This is a genomic window from Acidovorax sp. JHL-9, from assembly GCF_000426205.1.
Classification (GTDB): Bacteria; Pseudomonadota; Gammaproteobacteria; order Burkholderiales; family Burkholderiaceae_C; genus Acidovorax; species Acidovorax soli.
The window spans coordinates 1-25,636 of the sequence record NZ_AUEX01000005.1; the positions used below are offsets into that span (position 1 = coordinate 1).

Consider the following 25,636-nt stretch of genomic DNA (forward strand, 5'->3'; position numbering starts at 1 on the left):
CTTCACTTCTCTCTCATGAGCGTTTGTAGTGCTAAGCACTAGTTCCAAAGAACTTGGCACTCGCCATCAAACGCCCACGCTTATCGGCTGTATGTTTTTAATGAACCAGATCACAAAGCGCCTAAGCCGCTTCATCATCTTCAACCCGCTGCGATCAGCGAAGCCTTAAATTCTAGCACAGTTTTTGAAGAACCGTCAAACTTTCGAAAACTTTCACTCTCCAGATCCCAGCCACTCACAGCAACCAGACCCACCGAGCGAAGCCTTGAATTATATACCGGGTTTTTACCCAGACCAACCCAAAACCATCTTCTTTTTTCCTCCGCCGCCTGCAACCTACCAAAGAGGGCTCAAGGCAGCGAAGCCATAAATTGTAGCACGGGAAAGTGAGGGAAGTCCAACTTCGCCCGCCGTCTTCAGCCGTGCGCGGCAACAGCCGACTCCAGCGCGTCCACGAACAGATGCGCCACGTCGCAGCCCGTCTGTTCCTGGATCTCCTGGAAGCACGTCGGGCTCGTCACGTTGATTTCGGTGACGCACTCTCCGATGACGTCCACGCCCGCCAGCAGCAAGCCCCGGCTCTGCAAGACAGGGCCCAGTGCTTCGGCAATCTCCCAGTCACGCGCAGACAGTGGCCGTGCCACGCCCTTGCCGCCTGCCGCCAGATTTCCCCGGACTTCGCTGCCCTGCGGGATGCGTGCAAGGCAGAAAGGCACCGGCCTGCCCCCGATGATGAGGACACGCTTGTCGCCGTCCACGATCTGCGGAAGGAATTTCTGCACCATCACGCTTTGCGCTCCGTGGCGGTTGAGTGTTTCCGTGATGCTGCCCAGATTCAGCCCGTCCGGACCGACCCGAAAAATGCCCATGCCTCCCATGCCATCGAGTGGTTTGAGAATGATGTCCTGGTGTTCTGCATGGAAGTGCTGGATGTCTTGCGGATCGCGGGTCACCAGCGTGGGGCCGATGAACTGGGGAAACTCCATGATCGCCAGCTTTTCCGGGTGATCGCGCAAGGCGCGCGGCTTGTTGAAGACGCGTGCACCCTCCCGCTCGGCCTGTTCAAGCAAGTGGGTGGCATAAAAATATTCACTATCGAAGGGCGGATCCTTGCGCATGAGCACGGCATCGAATGCCGTGAGGGGAGAACTACGCAGTGGCTGCGCCTGGAACCATTCGGTCGCATCGCCCGTGAGGGAAATGTCGCGCACCCGTGCAGTCACCTGGCTGCCACGCTGCCACACCAGATCCTGTGGCAGACATGCCGCCAGCTGGTGTCCACGCCGCTGCGCCTCGCGCATCATGGCAAAGGTGGTGTCTTTGTAGATCTTGAAACCTTCGAGCGGATCAGCGATGAACAGGAGTTTCATGGTTTGTCAGGAAAAAATCGTGCGTTAAGTATCGACAGGGTGAACAGGCGGCCACCCCAATGGCATCGCCGCGTTCACTGCGTCCGACCTGGTCAGACGCTCCCGACTTGGGAACGCCTGTACTGTTGCACAAATAGCGCAAGGCTGCCGGCGAGCACACCCCAGAACGCAGACCCCACCCCCGCCACCACCACGCCGCTGAGGGTGACCAGAAAGGTGATCAACGCCGCCTCGCGATGGGACTCTCCCTGCAGCGCGGCAGCCAAGCCATTGCCGATCGTGCCCAGCAATGCCAGGCCGGCGATGGCCACCACCAGCTCCTTGGGAAACGCGGTCAACAAACCCGTGACGACCGCGCCGAAGAGGCCGATCACCACATACAGCAAGCCGCAGGACACCGCAGCCGTGTAGCGTTTGTTGCGGTCCGGGTGGGCCTCGTGGCCCATGCAGATGGCAGCCGTGATGGCGCTGAAATTCAGTGCATAGCCACCAAAGGGCGCCAGCACCAGTGTCGCGAGCCCCGTCATGGTGATGAGGCGCGACACCGGCAGGTCATACCCCGTGGCGCGGATCACCGCCACGCCCGGCAGGTTTTGCGAAGCCATGGTCACGACAAACAGGGGCAGGGCCAGGCTGATGGCAGCAGACCAGGTGAACTGCGGCGCCGTGAACACGGGCATGGCCAGCTCGAAGCGGATGGCCGACCACGACATCTCGCCGCGCAGCGCCACAAAACCGATGGCCAGCGCCAGCGTGATGACCACGGCATAGCGTGGCAGCAGCCGGCGCGCCACCAGATACGTCCCCAGCATCAGCAACACCAGGGGCAGGGCCGTTTGCGCCGCGGCAAAGGCCTGCATGCCAAAGCGCGCGAGCACCCCGGCCAGCAGCGCTGCGGCAATCTCCATGGGAATGCGGCTCATGGCGCGCTCGAACCAGCGCGTAACACCCGCCACCGTGATCAGGACGGCACACACCATGAAGGCGCCCACCGCCTCGGCCATGCTGAAGCCTCCTGCCAGTCCGGCGGTGGCCAGCACGGCTGCACCTGGCGTGGACCAGGCCACCATCACCGGCTTGCGCAGCAAGAGCGAGGGCACCAGCGAGCACAGGCCCATGCCCAGCCCCAGCGCCCACATCCACGAGGTGATTTGCGCGGGTGTGGCCTGAAACGCCTGGGCCGCCTGAAAAACAATGGCCACGGAGCTCGTGAACCCCACCAGCACCGCCACAAAGCCGGCGGTGAAGGCGGAAAGGCTCAGGTCTTTGAAAAATTGCATGGGTGCATTCTGGCATCGCCGCGCGCCAATATTGCTACAAACTCAATAGCACATTGTGCTTGCAACCCAAGCACCACACACCAAAAACATGCCACCCTGGCTAGATTTCAATCTTGGAGCCCAGCTCCACCACGGCGTTGTTGGGCAAATGCAGGAAGTCGGCGGCGCCACTGGCGTTGTGGTGCATCTGGGCAAACAGCTTCTCGCGCCAGGGCGCCATGCCGCTGCCGATGGTGGGAATGATGGTGTCGCGCGAGAGAAAGTAGCTGGTGGTCATGGGCTCCAGCTCACAGCCCCGGCCCCGCAACTGGTGCAGGGCACTGGGGATGTCGGGATCGTTCTTGAAGCCGTAATGCACCACTACCTGCCAGCAATCGTGCCCCAGGGGCTCCACCTGCAGGCGCTTGTCCAGTCCGATCCAGGGCACTTCGTGGTTGCGCACGGTGACGAACAGGTTCTGGCGGTGCAGCACCTTGTTGTGCTTGAGGTTGTGCAGCATGGCGTTGGGCACGGCCCCTGGCTCTGCCGTGAGGAACACCGCCGTGCCGTCCACGCGGGTGGGTGGGTTCAGGAACACAGATTCCAGGAAAGCCTTGAGGTCGATGGCATCGGCGCGCAGCTTGTCGTTGAGCAGGCGGCGCCCCTGCTTCCAGGTCATCATCAGCACGAACACGCCGCCGCCGATCATCAGCGGGAACCATCCGCCCTGGAACAGCTTGAGCAGATTGGACGTGAAGAAGGCCAGGTCCACCACGAAAAAGCAGCCAGTGGCCGCAATGCACAGCGCCAGCGGATAGCCCCAGCCATAGCGGATGACAAAGAACGTCAAGGTGGTGGTGATCAACATGTCCAGCGTCACGGCGATGCCATAGGCCGCAGCCAGGTTGCTGGACGAGCGGAACATCACCACCGCCAGCACAATGGCCACGAAAAGCCCCCAGTTGACCAGCGGGATGTAGATCTGCCCCGTGTCCCGCACGCTGGTGTGCAGGATGTTCAGGCGCGGCAGATAGCCCAGCTGGATCACCTGCTTGGTCACACTGAAGGCGCCCGTGATGAGCGCCTGCGAAGCGATGACCGTGGCCAGCGTTGCCAGGATCACCAGTGGCACCAGGGCCCAGTCAGGCGCCATCATGAAAAACGGATTCTTCACCGCCTCGGGTTCGGCCAGCAGCAGCGCACCCTGGCCAAAATAATTGAGCGTGAGCGCCGGCATGGCCACACCAAACCAGGCCAGGCGGATGGGCCGTTTGCCAAAATGGCCCAGGTCGGCATACAGCGCCTCGGCCCCGGTCACGCACAGCACCACGGCACCCAGAATGATGAAACTGGTGCCCGGATGGGCCCACATGAATCCCAGCGCGTGGTGCGGGCTCATGGCCCAGAGGATTTCAGGGTGGGTGACGATGTGCGACACCCCCAGCACGGCCAGGGACAGGAACCACAGGAGCGTGATCGGGCCGAAAAATTTGCCGATGCCGCCCGTGCCCCGCTTTTGCACGGCAAACAGGCAAAACAGCACAACCAGCGTGAGCGGAATCACATACTGCTTGAAATGGGGCGACACCACCTCCAGCCCCTCCACCGCGGACAGCACCGAAATGGCCGGGGTGATGACGCCGTCGCCATAAAACAGCGAGGTGCCAAAGATGCCCACCGCCAGCAGCCCCTTGCGCAGGCGGGGCTTGTCTTTCACCGCCTGCGAGGCCAGCGCCAGCATGGCAATCAGCCCGCCCTCGCCGTTGTTGTCTGCACGCAGCACCAGCACCACGTACTTGAGGGAAACGATAACGGTCAAGGTCCAGAAGAAGATGGACAGGATGCCGTAGATGTTGTCCGGCGTGAACGGGACATGGCCCGAGCCGAAAACTTCCTTGACCGCGTACAGCACGCTGGTGCCGATATCGCCGTAGACAACACCGATGGCGCCCAGCGTGAGCGCTGCGAGCGATGATTTGGAACTTTGCACTGACACCCCCCGCGGCGCTGGGCAAGACGGGGTTCCGTAACTTTTGGGAATGCTATTGTGCGCCCGCCATCGCACTGGTGGACCGGTCCCGGCTTTTTGTTGCAGTGCAACAACTACGCGCCGACCCCGGTGCCCGTGCGAGGCATGGCCCCGGGTCAGTCGTAAATCTCGGCGTCCGGGTTGGTGGCTTCCAGCTCGTAGCTGGCGGCCAACATGGCCAGGCGCGCCACCACGCCATACATGTAAAAGCGGTTGGGCGCACTCACACCCGGGCGCACGCCGGGCTGGGGCATGTGCGTGCTGTGCTCGAACGCCAGCGGCACAAAACTCGCACCGGGGGCGTTGAGGTTCTCATCCACGCCGCGCTCGGCATGCATGCGATAAAAGCCGCCCACCACATAGCGGTCCATCATGTAGACCACCGGCTCGGCCACGGCCTCGTGCACGCGCTCCTGCGTGAGCACCCCTTCCTGGACGATCACGTCGCTGACCGGCTGACCGTCCTTGATGACGGCCATCTTGTTGCGGGTCTTGCGGTTCAGGTCGTCCAGCTCCTTGGCATCGCGCACGGTCATGATGCCCATGCCATAGGTGCCATTGTTGGCCTTGACGATCACGAAGGGTTTCTCGTGGATGCCGTACTCCTTGTACTTGCGCCGCACCTTGGCGAGCAGTGCATCCACCCCGGTTTGCAACCCGTCCATGCCCGTGCCTTCGGCAAAGTCCACATCACCGCACTGGCTGAACAGCGGATTGATCAGCCAGGGGTCGATGCCGAGCATCTTGCCGAAACGCTTGGCCACTTCTTCGTAGTTCTTGAAATGCGTGCTCTTCCTGCGCACGCTCCAGCCTGCATGCAGGGGCGGCAGCAGGTACTGCTCATGAATGTCCTCCAGGATGCCCGGCGCGCCGGCTGAAAGATCGTTGTTGAGCAAAATCGTGCAGGGGTCGAAATCCTTGAGGCCCAGCCGCCCCTTGGTGCGGATCACGGGCTCCAGCATCACCGAGTCGCCATTGGGCAGCTCGATCAGGGTGGATTTCTTGATCTCGGGGCTGATGGAGCCCACGCGCACATTCAGGCCCGCCATGTTGAAGATGCGCTGCAGCTGCACCACATTGGCCAGGTAAAACGTGTTGCGCGTGTGGTTCTCTGGAATGATCAGCAGGTTGCGCGCCTCGGGGCAGATCTTCTCGATGGCGGCCATGGCGGCCTGCACGGCCAGGGGCAGCATCTCCTTGGTGAGGTTGTTCCAGCCGCCCGGGAACAGATTGGTATCCACGGGCGCCAGCTTGAAGCCGGCATTGCGAATATCGACCGAGGTGTAGAACGGCGGCGTGTGCTCCATCCACTCCAGGCGAAACCAGCGTTCGATGGCCGGCATGGAGTCGAGGATGCGCTGTTCGAGTTCGTTGATCGGCCCCGTGAGGGCCGTGATGAGATGCGGAACCATAGATGCCCTCGGGAAGCGGTTGCGGTGAATTGTAGGAGTTGGGGTCGGGCCAGAGATTCGCAAGGCAGCGCGCTGGCCGGCCCCTGCCGGTCAGCGCCGCCAGAACGCCGGCGTGAGCAGGGCCATGAAGCTCAGTATCTCCAGCCGCCCCAGCAGCATGGCCAGGGTGCAGACCCATAGCTGGAAATCGGTCAGCACGGCGTAGTTGGCGGCGGGGCCCACACTGCCCAGGCCCGGCCCCGTGCAGTTGACGCTGGCCAGGACGGCCGAAAACGCGGTCACCAGGTCCAGATCGGTCAGCAGCAGCACCATGCTCAGGCCGAAAATGGTGGCGCCATACACCAGCATGAAGGCCAGCACCGAGAAGATCACCCGGTTGTCCACCACCGCTTCGCCCAGCCGCACGGGCTGCACGGCGCGCGGATGCACCAGCCGGTTCATTTCGCGGCGCGCCTGCTTGAGCAAGATCAGCACGCGCACCATCTTGATGCCGCAGCCCGTGGAGCCCGCACTGGTCGCCAGGCCCGACAGCAGCAGCATGAACACGGGAGCAAACACCGGCCAGCCCAGATAGTCCACCGTGGAATAGCCGGTGGTGGAGGCCAGGGACACCAGGTTGAACAAGCCGTGGCGCAGCGCATCGAGCGGCGCATACACCCCCTTGACCCACAGCAACCCGGCCACCAGCAGCCCCCCGCCGACCAGCGTGAACAGGGTGGCGCGCAGCTCCGGGTCGCGCCAGAAACCACCCCAGTGCCCCTTGCGGATGGCCACGAAATACAGCGCGAAATTGCAGCTGGCCACCAGCATGAAGAAGATGCAGATGGCCTCCAGCAGCGGCGACTGAAAATAGCCGAAGCTCTGGTCATGGGAGGACAGCCCGCCCAGGCTCACGGTGGAGAACATGTGCATCAGCGCATCCAGCGGTGCCATGCCCGCCCCCCAGTAGGCCAGGCCACACAGGGTGGAGAAAAGGGCGTACACGCCCCACAGCCCTTTGGCGGTGCCGGTCATGCGCGGCGTGAGCTTGGTGTCCTTGAGCGGCCCGGCCGCCTCGGCCTTGAACAGCTGACTGCCACCCACCCCCAGCAGCGGCAGCACCGCCACCGCCAGGATCAGAATGCCCATGCCGCCCATCCACTGCAAAAAGGTGCGCCAGACGTTCACCGACACGGGCAGGGTGTCCAGGCCCGTCAGCACCGTGGCGCCCGTGGTGGTCAGGCCGGAAACGGCTTCAAAGTACGCGTGCGTGAAGGACATCGGCCGCCCGGTGTGGTGCCCCGCCAGCATCAGCGGCACGGCAGCCGCCAGTGGCAGCAGCATCCACACCAGCGAGACCAGCATCACGCCGTGGCGTGGCTGCAGCTCCTGCCGGAACAGGCGCAGGCGCCACCACAACCATGCGCCCGCCAGCATCGTGGCGCCCATGGCCAACGGGTACACGTACCACACCCCGTCCTGGGTCCACAGAGAAACCGCCAGCGGCAGCCCCATGGACAGCGAAAAGATCATGACCAGGATGCCCAGCACACGCAGGACGGGAAACATGTCCACCATGGTGTTGCGCGGACCTGTTCCGGTTCAGAAGAAAGTGGCGCTCACGCGAAAGAGCTTTTCCACGTCGCGCACCAGCCGCTTGTGCGGCAGGAAGAACACCACATGGTCATTGCTCTCGATCACCGTGGCACTGCGCGGAATGATCACCTGCGGCTCGCGCGGCGCATCGGGCGCCCCCCCGGGTGCATCCGGCACCTCCGGCGCATCGGGCAGGCCGCGCACGATCAGGCCGATGTGCACGTCGCGCGGCAGGGCCAGCTCGCTGACCTTGCGGCCCACCACCCGGGAGGTCTTGCGGTCGCCACGGGCCGCGATCTCCAGCGCCTCGGCCACGCCCCGGCGCAGGCTGTGCACGGCCTGCACATCGCCCTGGCGCACATGGGCCAGCAGCTCGCCCAACATGGCCTGCGCGGGCGACAGGGCAATGTCGATCTGCGTGCCGTGCATCAGGTCGGCATAGCTGCGCCGGTTGATCAACGCCAGCACGCGGCGCGCGCCCATGCGCTTGGCCAGCAGGCAGGACATGATGTTGTCCTCGTCGTCGTCGGTCAGGGCCAGAAAGAGGTCGATCTCGTCGATGCTCTCGTCACCGAGCAGGTTTTCATCGGTGGTATCGCCCTGCAGCACCAGGATGTCGGACGGCAGGCGCGAGGCCAGCTCGATGCAGCGCGCACTGTCGTTCTCGATGATCTTCACCAGATAGCGCCCCGGCTCCCTGCCCAGCTCCAGCGCCAGGTGCAGGCCCACACGGCCGCCGCCGGCGATCATGATGCGCCGCACTGGACGCACCGGTGTGGCGTCCCGGCGGTGCAAGGTGGCCAGCACATGGGCGATGTGCTCGCGCGCGGCCAGCACAAAAACCTCGTCGCCGGGCTCGATGCGGGTTTCCCCGGCGCAGGCCACGAAGCGGTCGGGCTCTTCCGGAAAGCGGCGATAGATGGCCACCAGGCGCACCGCCACCTCGGGGGTGCTGCTGCGCATCTCGGCCACGGTGTGGCCCACCATGGGTGCGCCGGCCCGCGCCCGCACCGACACCAGGCAGGCCCGCCCGCCAGCGAACTCGCGCACCTGCATGGCTTCGGGGTATTCGATGAGCTTGCCGATGTAGCGGGTGAGGGATTCCTCGGGGCAGATGATGCGGTCCACCGCAAAGCCCTCGGTGGACACCAGGCGCTCATCCCGCTGGAACCCGGTGGAGCGCACGCGCGCAATGCGCTTGGGGATGTTGAACACCAGCTGCGCCACCTTGCAGCACACCAGGTTGGTCTCGTCCTGGGCGGCGCAGGCGATCAGCAGGTCGGTGTCCTGCGCGCCCGCCTCGGCCAGCACGGCGGGCTCGATGCCGTTGCCCACCACGCCGCGCAGGTCATAGCGCGATTCCAGGTCGCGCAGGCGCTCGGCGTCGGTGTCGATGACGGTGATGTCGTTGCGCTCCGACACCAGGCTGTCGGCCACGCTCTGGCCCACGCGGCCGGCTCCGAGGATGATGATTTTCATGCCGAATCAACCATCAGCCCAATATATTCAAGCGCAAAAGCTATTAAATATATAGCAAATCAGATCCGCACCTCGCCATCGCCCAGCACCACGTACTTGAGCGAGGTGAGGCCTTCCAGCCCCACCGGCCCGCGCGCGTGGAACTTGTCGGTGCTGATGCCGATTTCGGCCCCCAGGCCAAACTCGAAGCCATCGGCAAAGCGCGTGCTGGCATTCACCATCACGCTGGCCGAATCCACCTCGCGCAAGAAGCGCTGGGCGTGCATGTGATTGGTGGTCAGGATGGCGTCGGTGTGGTGGCTCGAATAGCGGTTGATGTGGGCGATGGCCTCGTCCACGCCCGCCACCACCTTCACGCTGATGATGGGCGCCAGGTACTCCTCGCTCCAGTCCTGCTCGGTGGCGGCCGCCAGCCGGGTACCAGGCACCGACTGCAGGATGGCCAGCGCCTCGGGGCAGCCGCGCATCTCCACGCCCTTGGCGGCATACACGGCGCCGATCTGCGGCAAAAACTCCGCCGCCACACCACGCGCCACCAGCAAACCTTCACTGGCATTGCAGGGGCTGTACTTGTTGGTCTTGGCATTGTCGGCAACCTTCACGGCCATGGCGATGTCGCAGGGGTCGTCCACATAGGTGTGGCAGTTGCCGTCCAGGTGCTTGATGACCGGCACCTTGGCATCGCGGCTGATGCGCTCGATCAGGCCCTTGCCGCCGCGCGGGATGATCACGTCCACATACTGCGGCATGGCAATGAGCTGGCCCACGGCCTCGCGGTCGGTGGTCTGTACCAGCTGCACGGCATCCTGCGGCAGGCCGGCCTCGGCCAGGGCCTGCTGCACGATTTTGGCCAGCGCCTTGTTCGAATCGATGGCTTCGGAGCCGCCGCGCAGGATGCAGGCGTTGCCGCTCTTGATCGACAGGCTGGCGGCCTCGATGGTCACGTTGGGCCGGCTCTCGTAGATCATGCCGAACACGCCGATCGGCACGCGCATCTGGCCCACGCGGATGCCGCTGGGCTGCTGCTTCATGCCGATGATTTCGCCAATGATGTCGGGCATGGCGGCGAGCTGCTCGCAGCCCTGGGCGCAGGTCTCCAGCACCTTGGGGCTGAGCTGGAGGCGGTCCACCATGGGCTCAGGCAACCCGGCGGCACGGGCGCGCTCCAGGTCGACGGCATTGTCGGTCTGCAATGCGTCCACGTTCTCGCGCAGCAGGCGGGCCAGGGCCTTGAGCGCTTTGTTCTTGATAGCTGCTGGCGCTTTGGCCATCAGCGCAGAGGCCGTTTTTGCCTGCAAACCGAGGGTGTGGGTGTATTCGGTGACGTTGAGGGCGTTCATGGCAGGATTTTGCCGCAGATACCCCGCTGCGTGCCCGCCGCACTGCGGTTACCCTTGCCCCTTCACTTTGCGGCGGCTCCGATGACACGCTCCCACCTGCTCCAACCCGTGCAAGAAGCACTCCAGGCCTTCACCGCGGGTGCACTGCCCGCGCCCGCCCTCAGCCGCACTGCCCGCGAACAGGCCGAACTGCTCGCCGCCCTGCCGCCACGCTACGCCGAGGTGCTGCACGGCCTGCTGGACCGGCTGGAATCGAGTGCGTTGTTCTCGGAAGAAAGCTGCTCGTTCAGCCAGCAGGATCTGATCGCCAGCCTGCAGATGTGGATCGACAAGGCGCGCGGCCTGCTGGAATCCATCTGAACCAATGCCATTTTTCTGACAGCTATCAGCGCTTGATGGATAAGGTCCAGAGCCAAAAAAACAATGAAAACCTGGCGGTGAAACCTCACCGCGCCGCTTGCGCCAGCCGGCACAGCTGAAACGCCAGCCGATGCAGCGCCTGCCAGCCATTCGTCGGCCAGTCGGGCACCTTCAGGCCCTTGACGATGCCATCCACCTGGTGGGCCGATTGCAGCAGCCGCGCCAGTGCGGCATCGCTGGCCTTGGGCAGGATGCGCTCGAACAGACGCTCCTTGGGGCCCCAGATGCGGTTCTCGCGCAGGGCCATGGGCAGGGGGCGACCCGCGTTCATCGCGTCCTTCACGCGTTTCAGGGCGCGGATGTCTTCGGCCAGCGCCCAATGCACCAGCACCTCGGCCTCGCCCTCGGCCTGCAGGCCGTCGAGCATGCGCTGCACCCGACCCGCCTGCCCGGCCAGCACCGACTCGGACAGTTTGAACACGTCGTAACGCGCCACATTGAGCACGGCGGCCTCGACCTGGGCCTGCGTCAGCTCGCCCGGGGGGTGCAGCAGGGCCAGCTTCTGGATCTCCTGGTGCGCGGCCAGCAGGTTGCCTTCCACGCGGTCGGCAAAGAACTGCAGCGTGCGCTGGCCTTCTTCGCCCGCCACCACGCGCTGGCTTTGCGCGGCCAGGCGCTGGGCAATCCACTGCGGCAGCTGCGCGCGCTCGATGGGGTCGATCTGGATGGAGACTCCGTTGCCCTCCAGCGCGGCAAACCAGGCGCCGGTGCGCGTGGCCTTGTCCAGGCGGGGCAGCATCACCAGCGTGAGCGTGCTGTCGTTGCCCTTGGCCGCCTCGGCAATCTGCTGCAGCGCCACGCTGCCGTCCTTGCCAGGCTTGCCCGAGGGGATGCGGATCTCGATGATCTGCTTGTCGGCAAACAGGCTCAGACTGCCGCCTGCGGCCAACACGGCGCTCCAGTCAAAGTGGGCGCCGGCCACGGTGTAGCTGCTGCGCTCGGCATAGCCCTGGGCCCGGGCAGCGGCCCGGATGGCATCGGCCGCCTCCTGCTGCAGCAAGGGCTCGTCGCCATGCAGTACATAAAGCGGCGACAGACCCCGTTGAAGATGCGGTGAGAGTTGGGCCAGGGCGACTTGCATGCGGCAAAGTTTATCGCCTCGCCATGCACCGAGCGCCCACCGCCGCCAGGACGCCCGCGCACGGTGCACAACGGGGGGCACGGACTGGTCTGCTGTTTTGCTGTTCATGGGTGCCCAAAGCCCCGAGAATTCCGTCCGGGCACCAGCGCCCGCATCAAACTCCACCGCCTTCCCGGAAAGCACCAGCACCATGCCCCCCAACGCCCTGCGCAGCACCCAGCCCATCAGCCTGATCGGCGCCCCCACCGACATTGGCGCGGGCGCGCGCGGCGCCTCCATGGGCCCCGAGGCCCTGCGCGTGGCCGGGCTGCAGGCGGCGCTGCAACGGCACGGGCTGCAGGTGCTGGACCGGGGCAACTTGAGCGGCCCGTCCAACCCCTGGCAGCCGCCCGTGGACGGCTACCGCCACCTGCCCGAGGTGGTGGACTGGAACCAGCGCGTGTGCGATGCCGTGTATGCCGAGCTGCAGCGGGGCCACCTGCCCATCCTGCTGGGCGGCGACCACTGCCTGGGCCTGGGCAGCATCAGCGCCGTGGCGCGCCATTGCGCCGAGGCGGGCAAGCAGCTGCGCGTACTGTGGCTCGATGCCCACGCCGACTTCAACACCAGCCAATTGACCCCCAGCGGCAATGTGCACGGCATGCCCGTGGCCTGCCTGTGCGGCTTTGGCCCGGCCGCGCTGACACAACTGGCGGGCATGCCCGGCGGCGGCCCGGCGCTGCGCCCCGACCAGATCCGCCAGATCGGCATCCGCAGCGTGGACGAAGGCGAAAAGCGCTTTGTGCACGAACAGGGTCTCGAAGTCTTCGACATGCGCCACATCGACGAGGTGGGCATGCGCCAGACCATGCAGCAGGCGCTGGCCGGACTAGATGCCCACACCCACCTGCATGTGAGTTTTGACGTGGACTTTCTCGACCCCGACATCGCGCCCGGCGTGGGTACCACGGTGCCCGGCGGCCCCACCTACCGCGAAGCGCAGCTGTGCATGGAGATGATTGCCGACAGCGGGTGCCTGGCCTCGCTGGACATCGTGGAGCTCAACCCCGCCCTCGATGTGCGCAACCGTACGGCCGCGCTGGCCGTGGACCTGGTGGAGTCGCTGTTTGGCAAGAGCACGCTGATGCGCGCGCCGTCGGCATCAGCGCCTGCGCCTTGAGCAGGCGTCAGCGCTTGGCCACCGCCAGCCGGCGCAGCAGTTGCTGCACGATATCGGTCTGCATGTTGCGGTACAGCAAGGCCTCTTCGGCCTCCTTGGCCAGGGCGATGGCTTCGTTGTAGCTGATCTCGCGCTGCTGCAGCAGCTCGGTGTTGGGGATCAGCTCTTCGCCGGCCGGCGTGCGCAGCTTGAAGCGCACGCGCAGGCGCAATTCCAGCTCGCGCACCTGGCCCGAGGCATTGAGGCCCACCACCACGCGCTCGCGCTGCTCCGACAGCAGGTCAAGCACGGCCTCGGCGGTCGGCAGGTCGGCAGGATCGCGCAGCACCTTCAGTGTGCTGCCCGAGCCCTGCAGCGTGCGCACCAGCTCCCGCGCCAGGGACGAGCCCTGCGGTGCCGCCACGTAGAGCGTTGCGAAGGAAAACTCGGGCACCCCCCGCAGGCGAAACCCGCAGGCGGCCAGCAGTGCCACGGGCGCGAGGGAGAGCAATGTGCGCTTGTGCATCACGGTCACACTACCACGTTCACGAGACGGCCGGGCACCACGATGACGCGCTTGGGTGCGGCGCCAGCCGCGTGCGCCACAAACGCCTCGCTGGCCAGCGCGATGCGCTCGATCTCGGCCTTGTCGGCCTGTGCCGGCACATGGACGGAGCCGCGCAGCTTGCCGTTGACCTGCAGCATCAGCTCGATCTCGTCCTGCACCAGCGCATCGGGATCGACCTGCGGCCAGGGCGCATCGAGCAGATCACCCAGAGACCCGGCGTAACCGAGCTGCGACCACAGGCTGTGCGCCACATGCGGCGTGGCCGGGTACAGGCAGCGCAGCAGGATACCGAAGCCTTCGACGAGCGCCACCTGGGCGCCGGCCGAGTCGGTGGCCTTGAAGTCTTCGAGCGCGTTGATCATCTTCATCGCGCCCGAGACCACGGTGTTGTACTGCATGCGCTGGTAGTCATAGTCCACCTGCTTGAGCACGGTGTGGATCTCCAGACGCAGGGCCTTGGCCTCCTTGCCGAATTCCACATCCTTGAGGGCTTTGGCGCCAGTCACGCCTGCGCCGGCAGCTTCCAGATCCATGGCAGACAGCTTCAGGCCGAAGTTCCACACGCGGCGCAAAAAGCGGTAGCTGCCCTCCACCGCCGCGTCGTTCCACTCCAGCGTGGCTTCGGGTGGAGCGGTGAACATGGTGTACAGGCGCGCGGTGTCGGCGCCGTACTTCTCGATCAGGTCCTGCGGGTCGACGCCGTTGTTCTTGGACTTGGACATGGTGCCCACGCCCTCGTAATCGATGGGCGTGCCCACGGGCAGCAGGCCATCGCCGCTGGTGGCCTCGTTCTTCAGCTTGGCGCCGATGATCTTGCCGCCCTCGTCCAGCACATGCTCCACGTCGTGCGGCCAGAAGTAGTCCTTGCCGCCCTTGGCGGTGCGGCGGCTGTAGATGTGGTTGAGCACCATGCCTTGCGTGAGCAGCTTGGTGAAGGGCTCATCGACCTTGACCAGCCCCAGGTCACGCATGACCTTGGTCCAGAAGCGCGCATACAGCAGGTGCAGGATGGCGTGCTCGATGCCGCCGATGTACTGGTCCATGGGCATCCAGTAATCGGCACCTTCCGCAACCATTTTTTCAGCGTTCTTCGGATCGCAATAGCGCATGAAGTACCACGAGCTGTCCACGAAGGTGTCCATGGTGTCGGTCTCGCGGCGCGCGGCCTTGCCGCAGACCGGGCACACGACACCGGCGTGAAAACCCTCATGCTTGTGCAGCGGGTTGCCCGAGCCGTCAGGCACGCAGTCGGTGGGCAGCACCACCGGCAGATCTTTCTCGGGCACGGGCACGGCGCCGTGCTCGTCGCAATGAATGATGGGGATCGGTGTGCCCCAGTAGCGCTGGCGGCTCACGCCCCAGTCGCGCAGGCGCCAGGTGGTCTTGGTCTCGCCCAGGCCCTTGGCCTGCAGGGCATGGGCCACGGCGGCCACGGCGTCCTTGTAGGAAAGGCCGCTGAAGCTGTCGGAGTTGATGGTGACGCCGCGCTGCTTGTCGCCGTACCAGTCGTTCCACTGGTGGTAATCAAAGTGCTCGCCATCGACCAGCACCACCTGCTTGATCTCGATGCCGTACTTGAGGGCAAAGGCAAAGTCGCGCTCGTCGTGCGCGGGCACGCCCATCACGGCGCCGTCGCCATAGCCCATGAGCACATAGTTGCCGACCCAGACTTCGACCTTTTCCTCGGTCAGCGGATGCGTGACAAACAGGCCCGTGGGCATGCCCTTCTTTTCCTGCGTGGCCAGCTCGGCCTCGGTGGTGCCGCCGCTCTTGCATTCTTCGATGAAGGCTGCCAGCTGGGGGTTCGCCCTGGCGGCGTGGGCGGCCAGCGGGTGCTCGGGCGCCACGGCGCAAAACGTCACACCCATGATGGTGTCGGCACGCGTGGTGAACACGTACATCCTGCCGCCGCCGATCAGCGCGCCATCGTCGCCTGCAATGTCGTGCGGGAAGGCAAAGCGCACGCCTTCGCTCTTGCCGATCCAGTTCTCCTGCATCAGCTTCACACGCTCGGGCCAGCCGGGCAGCTTGTCACCGGTCACGAAGTCGAGCAGTTCCTCGGCGTAGTCGGTGATCTTGAGGTAGTAGCCGGGGATCTCGCGTTTTTCCACCGTGGCGCCGGTGCGCCAGCCCTTGCCGTCGATCACCTGTTCGTTGGCCAGCACGGTCTGGTCCACCGGGTCCCAGTTCACGACCTGGGTCTTGCGGTAGGCAATGCCCTTTTCGAGCATCTTCAAAAACAGCCACTGGTTCCAGCGGTAGTACTCGGGGTCGCAGGTGGCGACTTCGCGGCTCCAGTCGATGGCCAGGCCCATAGCCTGCATTTGCTTCTTCATGTAGGCGATGTTCTCGTACGTCCACTTGGCGGGCGGTACGCCGTTCTTCAGCGCCGCGTTCTCGGCCGGCAGGCCGAACGCGTCCCAGCCCATGGGCATCAGCACGTTGTGGCCGTTCATGCGCAGGTAGCGCGTGAGCATGTCGTTGATGGTGTAGTTGCGCACATGGCCCATGTGCAGCTTGCCGCTGGGATAGGGCAGCATCGAGCAGGCGTAGAACTTCTTCTTGTTCGCGTCTTCCGTCACGCGGTAGGCGTCGGTGGCGGTCCAGTGGTCGTGCGCCGCGCGCTCGACGTCTTGGGGAGAGTATTTTTCTTGCATGGAGGCTCTGCTGGGTGAGAGGGAGGCAGCCGCTGGGCGGCTTTGGCAGATTTTAGGCGGTGACGGGCGCGGCGCCGGGCCTTGCACTGGTGGCTCAGGGTGCTGCTGCGGGCTGCTCGGCGACAAAACCGATGCGCTGCAGCCCCGCGCTGTGGGCTGCACCCATGACTTCGACCACGCGGCCATAGGGCACGGCCGCATCGGCACGCAACTGCACCTCGGTGTCGGGCCGGGCGGCACCAATGCGCTGCAGCCGCTCGGCCAGGGCGGCCTGCGACAAGGGCTGGTCGTCCAGATAGGCCTGACCGCTGCGGTCCACCACCAGGGTCACGAATTGGGGCGCGTCGCCGGGCGTGGCCCCTTGCGCGCGGGGCAGGTCGAGGCGGATGGCACTGGCCAGCAAGGGCGCCGTGAGGATGAAGATCACCACCAGCACCAGCATCACGTCCACCAGGGGCGTCATGTTGATGTCGCTCATGGGCTGGGGCCCGGGGGTGCGCTCCAGCCGGCCGAAACTCATGCCCCCACGCTCCCCGCTGCGCCTGGTTCGCTGCCCCCCAAGGCGCTACCTTGAACAGGGGCCGTGTCGGCCAGCAGCTCGCGCAGGTCGCGCGCAAAACCTTCCAGGTCGGCCTCGATGCGGCCAATGAAGCGGCCGAACACGTTGTAGGCCAGCACGGCTGGAATGGCCACCGCCAGGCCGGCAGCCGTCATCACCAGGGCCTCGCCCACGGGGCCGGCCACGCGATCAATGGTGATCTGCCCGGCACCTGCCATGGCGGAAAGCGCATGGTAGATGCCCCAGACCGTGCCCAGCAAGCCGACGAAGGGCGCCGTGGAGCCCACCGTGGCCAGCAGCACCTGTCCCCACTGCAATCGCCCCAGGGCACCATGCAGGGCATCGCGCAAGACGCGGGTCAGCTGCTGCGACAGGCTCCCGGAGGTGGCCAGGGTGGCCTGTGCACCGGGATTCGACTGATTTGCTACTGAATTTGCAGCAACAACCAAAGGAAGAAAAAGCGCTTCACGGTCAAAGGACGGCAGACGCTGCGCCGCGATGTCCAGCGATGGCGCCTGCCAGAACGCCGCCGTGCAGCGCGCCACGTCGGCCGTGGCCCGGTGCATGAGGCGCATCTTCCAGAAGATCACCACCCAGCTGGCCACCGACATGGCCAGCAGCAGCAGGGCCGTGCCCTGCGTCACGGCATCCCCCTGGCGCCACCAGTGCAGTGCGTCCATACCGGCTCGCTGCGGGGTTAGTTCAGGCCCAGCACGTCGAACATGTCGAACATGCCGGCCTTGCGGTCTGCGAGAAAGCGCACGGCACGCAGGCTGCCCTGGGCATAGGTGGCACGGCTGGACGATTTGTGGGTGATTTCGATGCGCTCGCCAATGCCGGCGAACAGCACGGTATGGTCGCCCACGATATCGCCCCCGCGGATGGTGGCAAAGCCGATGCTCGACGGATCGCGCTCGCCGGTGACGCCCTCGCGCGCATAGACGGCGCATTCCTTGAGGTCGCGCCCCAATGCTTCGGCAATCACTTCCCCCATCTTGAGGGCCGTGCCCGAGGGGGCATCGACCTTGTGGCGGTGGTGGGCTTCGATGATCTCGATGTCGTAACCGGTCGCCATGGCCTTGGCCGCCATCTGCAGCAGCTTGAGCGTGACGTTGACGCCCACGCTCATGTTGGGCGCCATCACGATGGCGGTGCGCTGGGCACATGCCGCGATCTCGGCCTTCTGCGCCTCCGTGAAGCCCGTGGTGCCGACGACGGCCTTCACACCCAGTTCGGCGCACACGGCCAGGTGGGCCAGCGTGCCTTCGGGGCGGGTGAAGTCGATCAACACATCGGCGTTCTTCAGACCCGCACGCACATCCGCGGTGATGGCCACTCCGCTGGCGTGGCCCAGGAAAGCCGTGGCGTCCGAGCCGATGGCGGGGCTGGCCGCCACGTCCAGCGCACCGGCCAGCACCATGTCGTCGCTGGCGCGCAGGGCCTCGATCAGCATGCGGCCCATGCGGCCGGACGCGCCCGCCACCGCGACGCGCAAGGAAGGGGAAGCGGCTGGGTTGGGCAAAGAGTTGCCTGTCATGTGATTCCTGTATCGGTGGATGTGGCGGGTAACGCCGGGTGCCGGAGCCCCGGGCCGCAGCCCTTAGCGCACAGGCGCTTCGAGCGGAGGGTAAGAGTTGGAAGCGGGCTCGGCAGGTGCAGGCACGGGGGCCTTGGGCGCGCGCTCGGGTGCGGGGAAACGCGCCAGCTGGGCGTCGGTGGCCTCCAGCACGGGCACCTTGCCCTTGGTGGAGCGCGATCCCAGGGACGCCACAAACTCGGTTTCGGAGGGCATGGTGTCACTGTCAAACCGCTGCAGCAGATCCCCCTGGAAGAACACGGTGAGCTTGCGCGTCTGCAGCTCCTGGCCGGGACGCTGGATGGTGAACACGTATTCCCAGCGCTCTACGTGGAACAGGCTGGTCACCAGGGGCGTGCCGAGGATGTCGCGCACCTGCTGCCGGCTCATGCCCGGCTGAAGCGCCTCGACCTGCTCGCTGGAAACGAAGTTGCCCTGCACCACAGCCACCTTGTAAGGCGTCACGATGCTCGCCAGGCGGTTGCTGGCACTGTCCAGGCTGCTGCAGCCGGCCAAGGCCGCCAGGCAGGCACCGATGAACAAGGTCACGCCCGGGCGGGCGCTGCAATGGGCTTTGACGGGCATGGGAAAGGGTCGTAAGGCTATGATGAATCCATTGTAGCGGCTGGTCCTGCGTGGCTGGTCGAGCCCGCTGGCGCACGAAAGACAGGGTCATGACGAATATCGACGAACTCAAAAGCACAGGCCTGAAGGCAACCCTGCCGCGCCTGAAGATCATGGAGATTTTCCAGAAGGGCGCGCAACGCCACATGACGGCCGAGGATGTCTTTCGCGTCTTGCTGGAAGAGCGCTCGGACATCGGGCTGGCCACGGTCTATCGGGTGCTCACGCAGTTCGAGCAGGCGGGCATCCTGATCCGCAGCAATTTCGAAAGCGGCAAGGCGATCTACGAACTCAATGAAGGCCAGCACCACGACCACTTCGTGTGCACATCCTGCGGCAAGGTGGAAGAGTTCTACGATCCGGAAATCGAAAAACGCCAGCAGATCATTGCCAAGGCCAAGGGCTGGGTGGTGCAGGACCACACCATGGCCCTGTATGGCCAGTGCGCGCACTGCGCCGCTAAATGAACCACCCCTGAGTCGCTTCGCGTCCCGTCCCGGTGCGTCTCCCTTCAAGGGCCTGCGGATCAGTCCCCTGAGTCGCGCTCCATGGCGCGGCGGTGCCGCTCCACGAATTCCTGGTAGGTATCGATGCCGCGCAACTGCAGGATGGTGTTGCGCACGGCCGCCTCCACCAGCACGGCAATATTGCGCCCCGCCACCACCTGGATCACGACCTTGAGCACTGGCACGCCCAGCACGTCCTGCGTCAGGGGCTCGTAGGGCAGCCGCTCGTAGTCACGCTCCAGCGTTTCCTTGCGCACCAGGTGCACGATGAGCTTGAGGCGCATCTTGCGGCGCACGGCGGTCTCGCCAAAGATGGCGCGGATGTCCAAAAGACCGATGCCGCGCACCTCCAGCAGGTTTTGCAGCAGCTCCGGGCACTTGCCCTCGATGGTGGTCTGGTTGATGCGAAACAGGTCCACGGCATCGTCGGCCACCAGGCCGTTGCCGCGCGAGATCAGCTCCAGCCCCAGCTCGCTCTTGCCCAGACCGGATTCGCCCGTGATCATCACCCCCAGGCCCAGAATGTCCATGAACACGCCATGCATCGTGGTGCGGTCGGCAAAGTGCTTGGAAAGGTAAGCCCGCAGCACATCGATGACGAACGCCGAAGACTCGTGCGTGGCGAACATCGGGATCTGTGCGCGCTCGCACATGGACAGCAGCGCATCCGGCGCGGCCTGGCCGTCGGCCAGCACCAGCACCGGCGGCTCCAGCGTGACGATGCGCCCGATGCGGCGCTGGCAGTCTTCCGGCGTGGCGTTGGTGAGATAGGCGATTTCGCGCTCGCCCAGGATCTGCACCCGGTAGGGATGTATGTAGTTGAGGTAGCCGACGAGATCGGCGCCCGAGCGTGCCGCGCGCACCGCCACCTCGTCAAAGCGGCGCTCTGAGGCGCCCAGGCCTGCCAGCCACTCCCATTTCAGGGTGCCCCGGAATTCCTCGAACAGGACATCGGCGCTGACGACGTTGGGCTTCAAGGCAGTCCCGCCAGGGTCAAGGGAAAAATCAGGCCACCTGGGTGGACTGCCACTCGGCGATCATGCCGTGCAGCACCGTGGCATCGTCGCAGGCCTTGAGCTTTTCGCGCAGCACCGAGTCGCTCAGCAGTTCGGCGATTTCCGAGAGGATTTCCAGGTGCTTCTGGGTTGCCGCCTCGGGCACCAGCAGGAAAATCAGCAATCCGACCGGCATTTCATCGGGTGCGTCGAAGCCAATCGGCTGCGCCAGCTGGAAAACCGCGGCCATCGGCGCCTTGAGCCCCTTGATGCGGCCATGTGGAATGGCCACGCCGTGCCCCAGGCCGGTAGAGCCCAGGCGCTCGCGCGCAAACAGGCTGTCGGTGATCAGCGCCCGCGAAAGACCGTGCAGGCTTTCAAACAGCAGACCCGCTTCTTCAAAAGCACGCTTCTTGCTGGTGGCGTCAACGCTCACAAGGACTTGAGCAGAGGGCAGGATAGAGGCGAGTCGGTTCATGGTCAGGGTAACAATTATGCATACATTGGCAAAAACCCTGATAGCCACGCGCAGGGCAGCAAAAAGCCGCCCGATGGGCGGCTGCGGTTGGCAGGCTGCACCTGCATGGTTTATGCGAGCATTTCGCGCTTGGATGCGTCGTGGTGGTCCTGGATGCGGTCCTTGTGGCGCACAACCTGGCGATCCATCTTGTCCACCAGCTCATCCACTGCGGCATACAGGTCGAAGTGGGAGCTTTCTGCAAACAGGTCGCTGCCCTTGACGTGGATATTGCATTCCGCTCGCTGCCGTTTCTCCTTTTCCTTTTGCTTCTCTACTGTCAGCAGTACCTTGACGTCGACAACCTGGTCGAAATGGCGCGTGATCCGGTCCAGCTTGGTGGTGACGTAGTTGCGCAAGGCGGGGGTCACTTCGATGTGGTGACCGCTGATCGTCAGGTTCATATGAAAGTCTCCTGTGGCTCTCTGTGACAAAAATGCCGCCCTGGATCAAAGAGCGGCCCGGGGAACTCGGATGCATCCTTCGGCGTGAATTCACTATGCCCCCGCACCAGACCAAAAGCAATCCCATACCGCCCCCGGCGGCCGGGTTATGCCGGCGCAGGTGCCATGGCGGCCAAAAGCGCGCACAATGAGCAGGTTATGGGCACACCCCTTGCGCGCCACTGCACCCCGGTGCCGCCCACCCACCCCGCAGGCAACCGCCCCGCCAGGCCAGCGCACAGGCCACCCATGGCCGCAGCGCCCGACCAATCCACCACCACGTAAAATCCGCCGGTCCGAAGCTGCCTGTTTTTTCGCAATTTCTAACAATTTCCGGCCCCTGACCCGCCCTCCGCTCCGCCAGCCCGCACCACCACCATGACCCAGCCCAGCATCTCTGCCCTGCACACTTCTGCCCTGACCTCGCTGCCCCTGCTGGCGCGTGGCAAGGTGCGTGACAACTACGCCGTGGGTGACGACCGCATCCTGATGGTGGCCAGCGACCGCCTGTCGGCCTTCGACGTGATCATGGGCGAGCCCATTCCCGGCAAGGGCGAGCTGCTCACGCAGATGGCGCTGTTCTGGTTCGACAAGCTCGGCCATATCTGCCCCAACCACCTGACGGGCGACGACCCCGAAAGCGTGGTCAGCCCTGCCGAGGCGGCGCAGGTGCGCGGCCGCTCGATGCTGGTGCAGCGCCTGCGGCCAATCCCCGTGGAAGCCGTGGTGCGCGGGTATCTCGCCGGCAGCGGCTGGAAGGAGTACCAGGCGTCGCAGTCGGTCTGCGGTGTGCCCCTGCCCGCCGGCCTGACCAACGCCGCCAAGCTGCCCGAGCCCATCTATACGCCTGCCGCCAAGGCCGCAGCGGGCGAGCATGACGAAAACATCACGTTCGAGCGCACGGTGGAAATGATCGGCCTGGACCTGGCCACGAAAATCCGCGACCTGAGCATCGCCATCTACAAGGCCGCGGCCGAGATCGCGCTGGCGAAAGGCATGATCATTGCCGACACCAAGTTCGAGTTCGGCCTGGCGCCCGATGGCACCCTGGTGCTGATGGACGAAGTGCTCACGCCCGACAGTTCGCGCTACTGGCCCGTGGAAGGCTATGCCGAGGCATTGGCCCAGGGCGAAAACCCGCCGAGCTACGACAAGCAGTTTGTGCGCGACTGGCTGGAGCAGGCCCAGGTCAACGGCAAGCCCTGGGACAAGACCGCGCCCTCGCCCCGCCTGCCACAGGCCGTGATCGAAAAGACCGCCGCCAAGTACCGCGAGGCGCTCGAACGCCTGACGGGCTGAGCGCAACCCGGCAAAGGCAAAAGGCCCCGCGGGGCCTTTTTTCATGCGGTGAGCAGCGCCGTCAGCTCAGCACGACGGAGCTCAGGCGGCGGCGGTAGGTTGCCACCACCGGGTCCTCGGGCGGAATCTGGCCTTCCGCCACCTTCACCTTGGGTGGCTCGATGATTTCCAGGATGGCCACATAGGTCTTGCGCGCCGCCTCGTCGCCCCAGGCCTTGTCGCGCATCAGGATTTCGAGCAGTTCGTCCATCGCATCGGTCCAGCGCTGCTGCGCCATGAGCCAGCGGGCGCGGGCGAAGCGGCTGTCGAAATCGCGCTTGTTTGCGGCAATTTTCACATCAAAATCGGCTCCCGCGTTTTCACCATATGCGCCAGCAGCGACAAAATCAAGCGCATCCATCCAGGCCTTCAGGGCACCGAGCTTGCGCGACGCAGCGGCCTTGGCGATCACCGGGGCAAATGCCACCTTGGCGTCGTCTTCGCGGTCCAGTTGCAGCAGCAGCTTGACATAGTCAAAGCGCGCATCGTCATTGGCCGGATCGGTGACCACGGCATGCTGCAGCTTTTCGAGCGCGGTGTCGGTATCGCCTTCGGCCAGCGCATCGAGCGCCTCCTCTTCCTCGGCTTCTGCCTCCAACACTTCGGCCGAGGGCAGATGCTTGTCGAGAAACGCGCGCACCTGGCCCTCGGGCAAGGCGCCCATGAAACCGTCCACGGGCTGTCCGTTCATCAGCAGCACGCAGGTGGGGATGCTGCGGATGCCGAACATGCCGGCGATCTGCTGCTCCTGGTCCGAATCGATCTTGACCAGCTTGAAGCGGCCGGCGTATTCGGTTTCAAGCTTTTCCAGCACCGGGCCGAGCGACTTGCAGGGGCCGCACCAGGGCGCCCAGAAGTCCACCAGCACGGGCACGTTCATCGAGGCGGCTACCACCTCGGCTTCAAAATTTTCTACGGTGACGTCAATCATGGTGGTGCAGGGCTTAGAGTGGAGCGGTTTGCGTGCTATTTTGGCCCATCGAAATGCCCCCGCGCCAGCCGGGGAGGCGCAAAAAGTAAAATCGCGGGTTCCACCTACAGCGGTGCAGCGGGCGCGGCCCGCGGTTCAGCACCTCCAACACCATGAAACCCATCCAGATCGGCGTGGTCATGGGTTCCAGCAGCGACTGGGACACCATGCAGCACGCAGTGCAAATCCTTGCGCAATTCGGTATTTCGCACGAGGCCCGCGTGGTCTCCGCCCACCGCATGCCCGACGACATGTTTGCCTACGCCGAGGCGGCCGCTGGCCGGGGCCTGAAGGCCATCATCGCCGGCGCCGGCGGCGCCGCCCACCTGCCCGGCATGATTGCCGCCAAGACCACCGTGCCCGTGCTGGGCGTGCCCGTGGCCAGCCGCCACCTGCAGGGCGTGGACTCGCTGCACTCCATCGTGCAGATGCCCAAGGGCATCCCCGTGGCCACGTTTGCCATTGGCACCGCTGGCGCCGCCAATGCCGCACTGTTTGCCGTGGCCCTGCTGGCCTCTGAAAACCCCGAACTGCGCCAGCGGCTCGAAGCCTTCCGTGCCGAGCAGACCGAGGTGGCGCGCAACATGACCCTGCCGCCTGCCGCATGAGCCAAGACACTTCTCTCCCACCGCTGCTGCCGGGATCCACGCTGGGCGTGCTCGGCGGCGGCCAGCTGGGCCGCATGTTCGTGCACCAGGCCCAGGCCATGGGTTACTTCACCGCCGTGCTCGACGCCGACCCCACCAGCCCCGCCGGGCTGGTGAGCCACCACCACATCCAGACGGACTACGAAGACCCGCAGGGCCTGGCCGAACTGGCCCGCCTGGCGGATGCAGTGACCACCGAGTTCGAGAACGTGCCCGCCGCTGCCCTGGCCGCGCTGGCTGCGCAATGCCCGGTATCACCCGCCGCCAGCGCCGTTTCGGTGGCGCAGGACCGCGTGCGGGAAAAAGCCCATTTCGTGGCCTGTGGCGTGCCCTGCGCACCCTATGCCGTGATCGAAACCGCCGAGCAATTGGCCTGCGTTTCAGCCGATCTCTTGCCCGGCATTTTGAAAACCGCCCGCATGGGCTACGACGGCAAGGGTCAGGTGCGCGTCAAAACCGCTGCCGAGCTGGCCGCCGCCTGGGATGCCGTCGGCAAGGTGCCCTGCGTGCTGGAAAAGATGCTGCCGCTGCAGCTCGAATGCTCGGTGCTGGTGGCACGCGGCGTGGACGGCGCCATGGTGCACCTGCCCGTGCAGCGCAACCTGCACCGCGATGGCATCCTGGCCGTGACCGAGGTTCACGAACAAAACTTGCCTCCAGCGATTGCGGAACAAGCGGTAAAAGCGGCGAAATCCGTGGCGCAAGGTCTGGACTACGTGGGCGTGCTGTGCGTGGAGTTTTTCGTGCTGCAGGACGGCAGCCTGGTGGTCAACGAGATCGCTCCCCGCCCGCACAACAGCGGCCATTACAGCCAGAACGCCTGCGATGTGTCGCAGTTCGAGTTGCAGGTGCGCACCATGGCCCGCCTGCCGCTGACGCAGCCGCGCCAGCACAGCCCCGCCGTCATGCTGAACCTGCTGGGCGACCTGTGGTTTGCACAGGGCGATGCAGAGCAGACACCGCCCTGGGCCGCAGTGCTGGCCCTGCCCGGCGCCCATCTGCACCTGTACGGCAAGCGCGAAGCCAAACGCGGCCGCAAGATGGGGCACCTCAACATCACCGCGGCGACCCCTGAAGCTGCGCGTGCCACCGCCCTGAAGGCCGCGGCCTTGCTGGGTATCGCACCGTTCTGA

Annotated in this window: 25 protein-coding genes; 7 read left to right on the plus strand and 18 right to left on the minus strand. The window is 65.1% G+C overall.

Translation table 11 applies throughout. The features are described 5' to 3' along the window. Positions 1–416 precede the first annotated feature (416 nt). From gshB to K225_RS0105325, 7 genes are all read right to left on the minus strand, one after another. Entirely contained in the window at positions 417–1,370 is a 954-nt protein-coding gene (gene gshB, locus K225_RS0105295; protein ID WP_026435439.1) for a glutathione synthase, read from the minus strand. 92 nt (positions 1,371–1,462) lie between these two features. Next, complete coding sequence (locus K225_RS0105300; RefSeq protein WP_026435440.1) at positions 1,463–2,650, minus strand: benzoate/H(+) symporter BenE family transporter; 1,188 nt, start codon at positions 2,648–2,650, stop codon at positions 1,463–1,465. A gap of 100 nt (positions 2,651–2,750) precedes the next feature. Beyond that, on the minus strand, positions 2,751–4,619 hold the full coding sequence (locus K225_RS0105305; protein WP_026435441.1) for a potassium transporter Kup: 1,869 nt from the start codon (positions 4,617–4,619) through the stop codon (positions 2,751–2,753). A 155-nt stretch (positions 4,620–4,774) separates the two neighbouring features. Continuing rightward, positions 4,775–6,070, minus strand: coding sequence for a glutamate--cysteine ligase (gene gshA, locus K225_RS0105310; protein WP_026435442.1), 1,296 nt, complete (start codon positions 6,068–6,070; stop codon positions 4,775–4,777). A 90-nt stretch (positions 6,071–6,160) separates the two neighbouring features. Beyond that, a complete protein-coding gene (locus tag K225_RS0105315) occupies positions 6,161–7,627 on the minus strand; it encodes a TrkH family potassium uptake protein (protein WP_026435443.1) in 1,467 nt (488 codons plus the stop codon). 24 nt (positions 7,628–7,651) lie between these two features. Further along, a complete protein-coding gene (gene trkA / locus K225_RS0105320) occupies positions 7,652–9,124 on the minus strand; it encodes a Trk system potassium transporter TrkA (RefSeq protein ID WP_026435444.1) in 1,473 nt (490 codons plus the stop codon). Between the two features lie 59 nt (positions 9,125–9,183). Continuing rightward, positions 9,184–10,464, minus strand: coding sequence for a glutamate-5-semialdehyde dehydrogenase (locus K225_RS0105325; protein WP_026435445.1), 1,281 nt, complete (start codon positions 10,462–10,464; stop codon positions 9,184–9,186). 81 nt (positions 10,465–10,545) lie between these two features. Here K225_RS0105325 and K225_RS0105330 point away from each other — a divergent pair, with 81 nt between their 5' ends. Then, positions 10,546–10,824, plus strand: coding sequence for a hypothetical protein (locus K225_RS0105330; RefSeq protein ID WP_026435446.1), 279 nt, complete (start codon positions 10,546–10,548; stop codon positions 10,822–10,824). A gap of 85 nt (positions 10,825–10,909) precedes the next feature. Here K225_RS0105330 and holA read toward each other — a convergent pair whose 3' ends face one another. Next, entirely contained in the window at positions 10,910–11,965 is a 1,056-nt protein-coding gene (gene holA, locus K225_RS0105335; protein ID WP_026435447.1) for a DNA polymerase III subunit delta, read from the minus strand. 190 nt (positions 11,966–12,155) lie between these two features. Here holA and rocF point away from each other — a divergent pair, with 190 nt between their 5' ends. Beyond that, a complete protein-coding gene (gene rocF / locus K225_RS0105340) occupies positions 12,156–13,124 on the plus strand; it encodes an arginase (RefSeq protein ID WP_026435448.1) in 969 nt (322 codons plus the stop codon). 7 nt (positions 13,125–13,131) lie between these two features. Here the strand turns inward: rocF and lptE are convergent, their stop codons facing one another. From lptE to K225_RS0105370, 6 genes are all read right to left on the minus strand, one after another. Continuing rightward, positions 13,132–13,629 (minus strand): LPS assembly lipoprotein LptE, encoded by a 498-nt coding sequence (lptE, locus tag K225_RS0105345; protein ID WP_026435449.1) that lies wholly within the window; start codon positions 13,627–13,629, stop codon positions 13,132–13,134. A gap of 5 nt (positions 13,630–13,634) precedes the next feature. Continuing rightward, positions 13,635–16,328, minus strand: a complete 2,694-nt coding sequence (gene leuS, locus K225_RS0105350) for a leucine--tRNA ligase (protein WP_026435450.1) — start codon at positions 16,326–16,328, stop codon at positions 13,635–13,637. Between the two features lie 94 nt (positions 16,329–16,422). Then, a complete protein-coding gene (locus K225_RS0105355) occupies positions 16,423–16,848 on the minus strand; it encodes a biopolymer transporter ExbD (RefSeq protein ID WP_026435451.1) in 426 nt (141 codons plus the stop codon). Continuing rightward, on the minus strand, positions 16,845–17,567 hold the full coding sequence (locus K225_RS20400; RefSeq protein ID WP_051248722.1) for a MotA/TolQ/ExbB proton channel family protein: 723 nt from the start codon (positions 17,565–17,567) through the stop codon (positions 16,845–16,847). Before K225_RS20400 ends, K225_RS0105355 begins: the two co-directional genes overlap by 4 nt. A 17-nt stretch (positions 17,568–17,584) precedes the next feature. Next, a complete protein-coding gene (gene dapB / locus K225_RS0105365) occupies positions 17,585–18,424 on the minus strand; it encodes a 4-hydroxy-tetrahydrodipicolinate reductase (RefSeq protein WP_026435452.1) in 840 nt (279 codons plus the stop codon). Positions 18,425–18,487: 63 nt separating this feature from the next. After that, a complete protein-coding gene (locus tag K225_RS0105370; RefSeq protein WP_026435453.1) occupies positions 18,488–19,048 on the minus strand; it encodes an outer membrane protein assembly factor BamE in 561 nt (186 codons plus the stop codon). Positions 19,049–19,137: 89 nt separating this feature from the next. Here K225_RS0105370 and fur point away from each other — a divergent pair, with 89 nt between their 5' ends. Continuing rightward, positions 19,138–19,554 (plus strand): ferric iron uptake transcriptional regulator, encoded by a 417-nt coding sequence (fur, locus tag K225_RS0105375; RefSeq protein ID WP_026435454.1) that lies wholly within the window; start codon positions 19,138–19,140, stop codon positions 19,552–19,554. Positions 19,555–19,613: 59 nt separating this feature from the next. Here the strand turns inward: fur and hprK are convergent, their stop codons facing one another. The 3 genes from hprK to hpf form a co-directional block, all read right to left on the minus strand. Next, positions 19,614–20,570: an HPr(Ser) kinase/phosphatase gene (hprK, locus tag K225_RS0105380; protein ID WP_026435455.1), complete on the minus strand. Its 957-nt coding sequence runs from the start codon at positions 20,568–20,570 to the stop codon at positions 19,614–19,616. Between the two features lie 28 nt (positions 20,571–20,598). Continuing rightward, positions 20,599–21,066 carry a PTS sugar transporter subunit IIA gene (locus tag K225_RS0105385; RefSeq protein WP_026435456.1) on the minus strand — a complete coding sequence of 156 codons (468 nt, stop codon included), beginning with the start codon at positions 21,064–21,066 and terminating at the stop codon, positions 20,599–20,601. A 110-nt stretch (positions 21,067–21,176) separates the two neighbouring features. Then, complete coding sequence (gene hpf, locus K225_RS0105390; RefSeq protein ID WP_026435457.1) at positions 21,177–21,509, minus strand: ribosome hibernation-promoting factor, HPF/YfiA family; 333 nt, start codon at positions 21,507–21,509, stop codon at positions 21,177–21,179. Positions 21,510–21,707: 198 nt separating this feature from the next. Between hpf and K225_RS22720 the strand changes: the two genes are divergently transcribed. Beyond that, a complete protein-coding gene (locus K225_RS22720) occupies positions 21,708–21,833 on the plus strand; it encodes a hypothetical protein (RefSeq protein ID WP_255346460.1) in 126 nt (41 codons plus the stop codon). Positions 21,834–21,926: 93 nt separating this feature from the next. Then, complete coding sequence (locus K225_RS0105395) at positions 21,927–22,847, plus strand: phosphoribosylaminoimidazolesuccinocarboxamide synthase (protein ID WP_026435458.1); 921 nt, start codon at positions 21,927–21,929, stop codon at positions 22,845–22,847. A 61-nt stretch (positions 22,848–22,908) separates the two neighbouring features. On the opposite strand, the gene trxA is transcribed toward K225_RS0105395, so the two are convergent. Then, the gene (trxA, locus tag K225_RS0105400) at positions 22,909–23,817 is read right to left on the minus strand and encodes a thioredoxin (protein ID WP_026435459.1); all 909 of its coding nucleotides are present in this window, start codon (positions 23,815–23,817) and stop codon (positions 22,909–22,911) included. A 152-nt stretch (positions 23,818–23,969) separates the two neighbouring features. Between trxA and purE the strand changes: the two genes are divergently transcribed. After that, positions 23,970–24,464, plus strand: a complete 495-nt coding sequence (gene purE, locus K225_RS0105405; protein ID WP_026435460.1) for a 5-(carboxyamino)imidazole ribonucleotide mutase — start codon at positions 23,970–23,972, stop codon at positions 24,462–24,464. Then, positions 24,461–25,636: a 5-(carboxyamino)imidazole ribonucleotide synthase gene (locus K225_RS0105410; protein ID WP_026435461.1), complete on the plus strand. Its 1,176-nt coding sequence runs from the start codon at positions 24,461–24,463 to the stop codon at positions 25,634–25,636. Before purE ends, K225_RS0105410 begins: the two co-directional genes overlap by 4 nt.

What these genes read in the sequence shown, in the direction of transcription:
- K225_RS0105315 (WP_026435443.1), bottom strand. Translation starts at nt 7,627, where the DNA reads ATGGTGGACATGTTTCCCGTCCTGCGTGTGCTGGGCATCCTGGTCATG.
- K225_RS0105395 (WP_026435458.1), top strand. Translation starts at nt 21,927, where the DNA reads ATGACCCAGCCCAGCATCTCTGCCCTGCACACTTCTGCCCTGACCTCG.
- leuS (WP_026435450.1), bottom strand. Translation starts at nt 16,328, where the DNA reads ATGCAAGAAAAATACTCTCCCCAAGACGTCGAGCGCGCGGCGCACGAC.
- trkA (WP_026435444.1), bottom strand. Translation starts at nt 9,124, where the DNA reads ATGAAAATCATCATCCTCGGAGCCGGCCGCGTGGGCCAGAGCGTGGCC.
- dapB (WP_026435452.1), bottom strand. Translation starts at nt 18,424, where the DNA reads ATGACAGGCAACTCTTTGCCCAACCCAGCCGCTTCCCCTTCCTTGCGC.
- trxA (WP_026435459.1), bottom strand. Translation starts at nt 23,817, where the DNA reads ATGATTGACGTCACCGTAGAAAATTTTGAAGCCGAGGTGGTAGCCGCC.
- purE (WP_026435460.1), top strand. Translation starts at nt 23,970, where the DNA reads ATGAAACCCATCCAGATCGGCGTGGTCATGGGTTCCAGCAGCGACTGG.
- K225_RS0105385 (WP_026435456.1), bottom strand. Translation starts at nt 21,066, where the DNA reads ATGAACCGACTCGCCTCTATCCTGCCCTCTGCTCAAGTCCTTGTGAGC.
- fur (WP_026435454.1), top strand. Translation starts at nt 19,138, where the DNA reads ATGACGAATATCGACGAACTCAAAAGCACAGGCCTGAAGGCAACCCTG.
- lptE (WP_026435449.1), bottom strand. Translation starts at nt 13,629, where the DNA reads ATGCACAAGCGCACATTGCTCTCCCTCGCGCCCGTGGCACTGCTGGCC.
- holA (WP_026435447.1), bottom strand. Translation starts at nt 11,965, where the DNA reads ATGCAAGTCGCCCTGGCCCAACTCTCACCGCATCTTCAACGGGGTCTG.
- K225_RS0105410 (WP_026435461.1), top strand. Translation starts at nt 24,461, where the DNA reads ATGAGCCAAGACACTTCTCTCCCACCGCTGCTGCCGGGATCCACGCTG.
- gshB (WP_026435439.1), bottom strand. Translation starts at nt 1,370, where the DNA reads ATGAAACTCCTGTTCATCGCTGATCCGCTCGAAGGTTTCAAGATCTAC.
- rocF (WP_026435448.1), top strand. Translation starts at nt 12,156, where the DNA reads ATGCCCCCCAACGCCCTGCGCAGCACCCAGCCCATCAGCCTGATCGGC.
- K225_RS0105330 (WP_026435446.1), top strand. Translation starts at nt 10,546, where the DNA reads ATGACACGCTCCCACCTGCTCCAACCCGTGCAAGAAGCACTCCAGGCC.
- K225_RS0105325 (WP_026435445.1), bottom strand. Translation starts at nt 10,464, where the DNA reads ATGAACGCCCTCAACGTCACCGAATACACCCACACCCTCGGTTTGCAG.
- K225_RS22720 (WP_255346460.1), top strand. Translation starts at nt 21,708, where the DNA reads ATGGGCACACCCCTTGCGCGCCACTGCACCCCGGTGCCGCCCACCCAC.
- K225_RS20400 (WP_051248722.1), bottom strand. Translation starts at nt 17,567, where the DNA reads ATGGACGCACTGCACTGGTGGCGCCAGGGGGATGCCGTGACGCAGGGC.
- K225_RS0105355 (WP_026435451.1), bottom strand. Translation starts at nt 16,848, where the DNA reads ATGAGTTTCGGCCGGCTGGAGCGCACCCCCGGGCCCCAGCCCATGAGC.
- K225_RS0105370 (WP_026435453.1), bottom strand. Translation starts at nt 19,048, where the DNA reads ATGCCCGTCAAAGCCCATTGCAGCGCCCGCCCGGGCGTGACCTTGTTC.
- K225_RS0105300 (WP_026435440.1), bottom strand. Translation starts at nt 2,650, where the DNA reads ATGCAATTTTTCAAAGACCTGAGCCTTTCCGCCTTCACCGCCGGCTTT.
- hpf (WP_026435457.1), bottom strand. Translation starts at nt 21,509, where the DNA reads ATGAACCTGACGATCAGCGGTCACCACATCGAAGTGACCCCCGCCTTG.
- gshA (WP_026435442.1), bottom strand. Translation starts at nt 6,070, where the DNA reads ATGGTTCCGCATCTCATCACGGCCCTCACGGGGCCGATCAACGAACTC.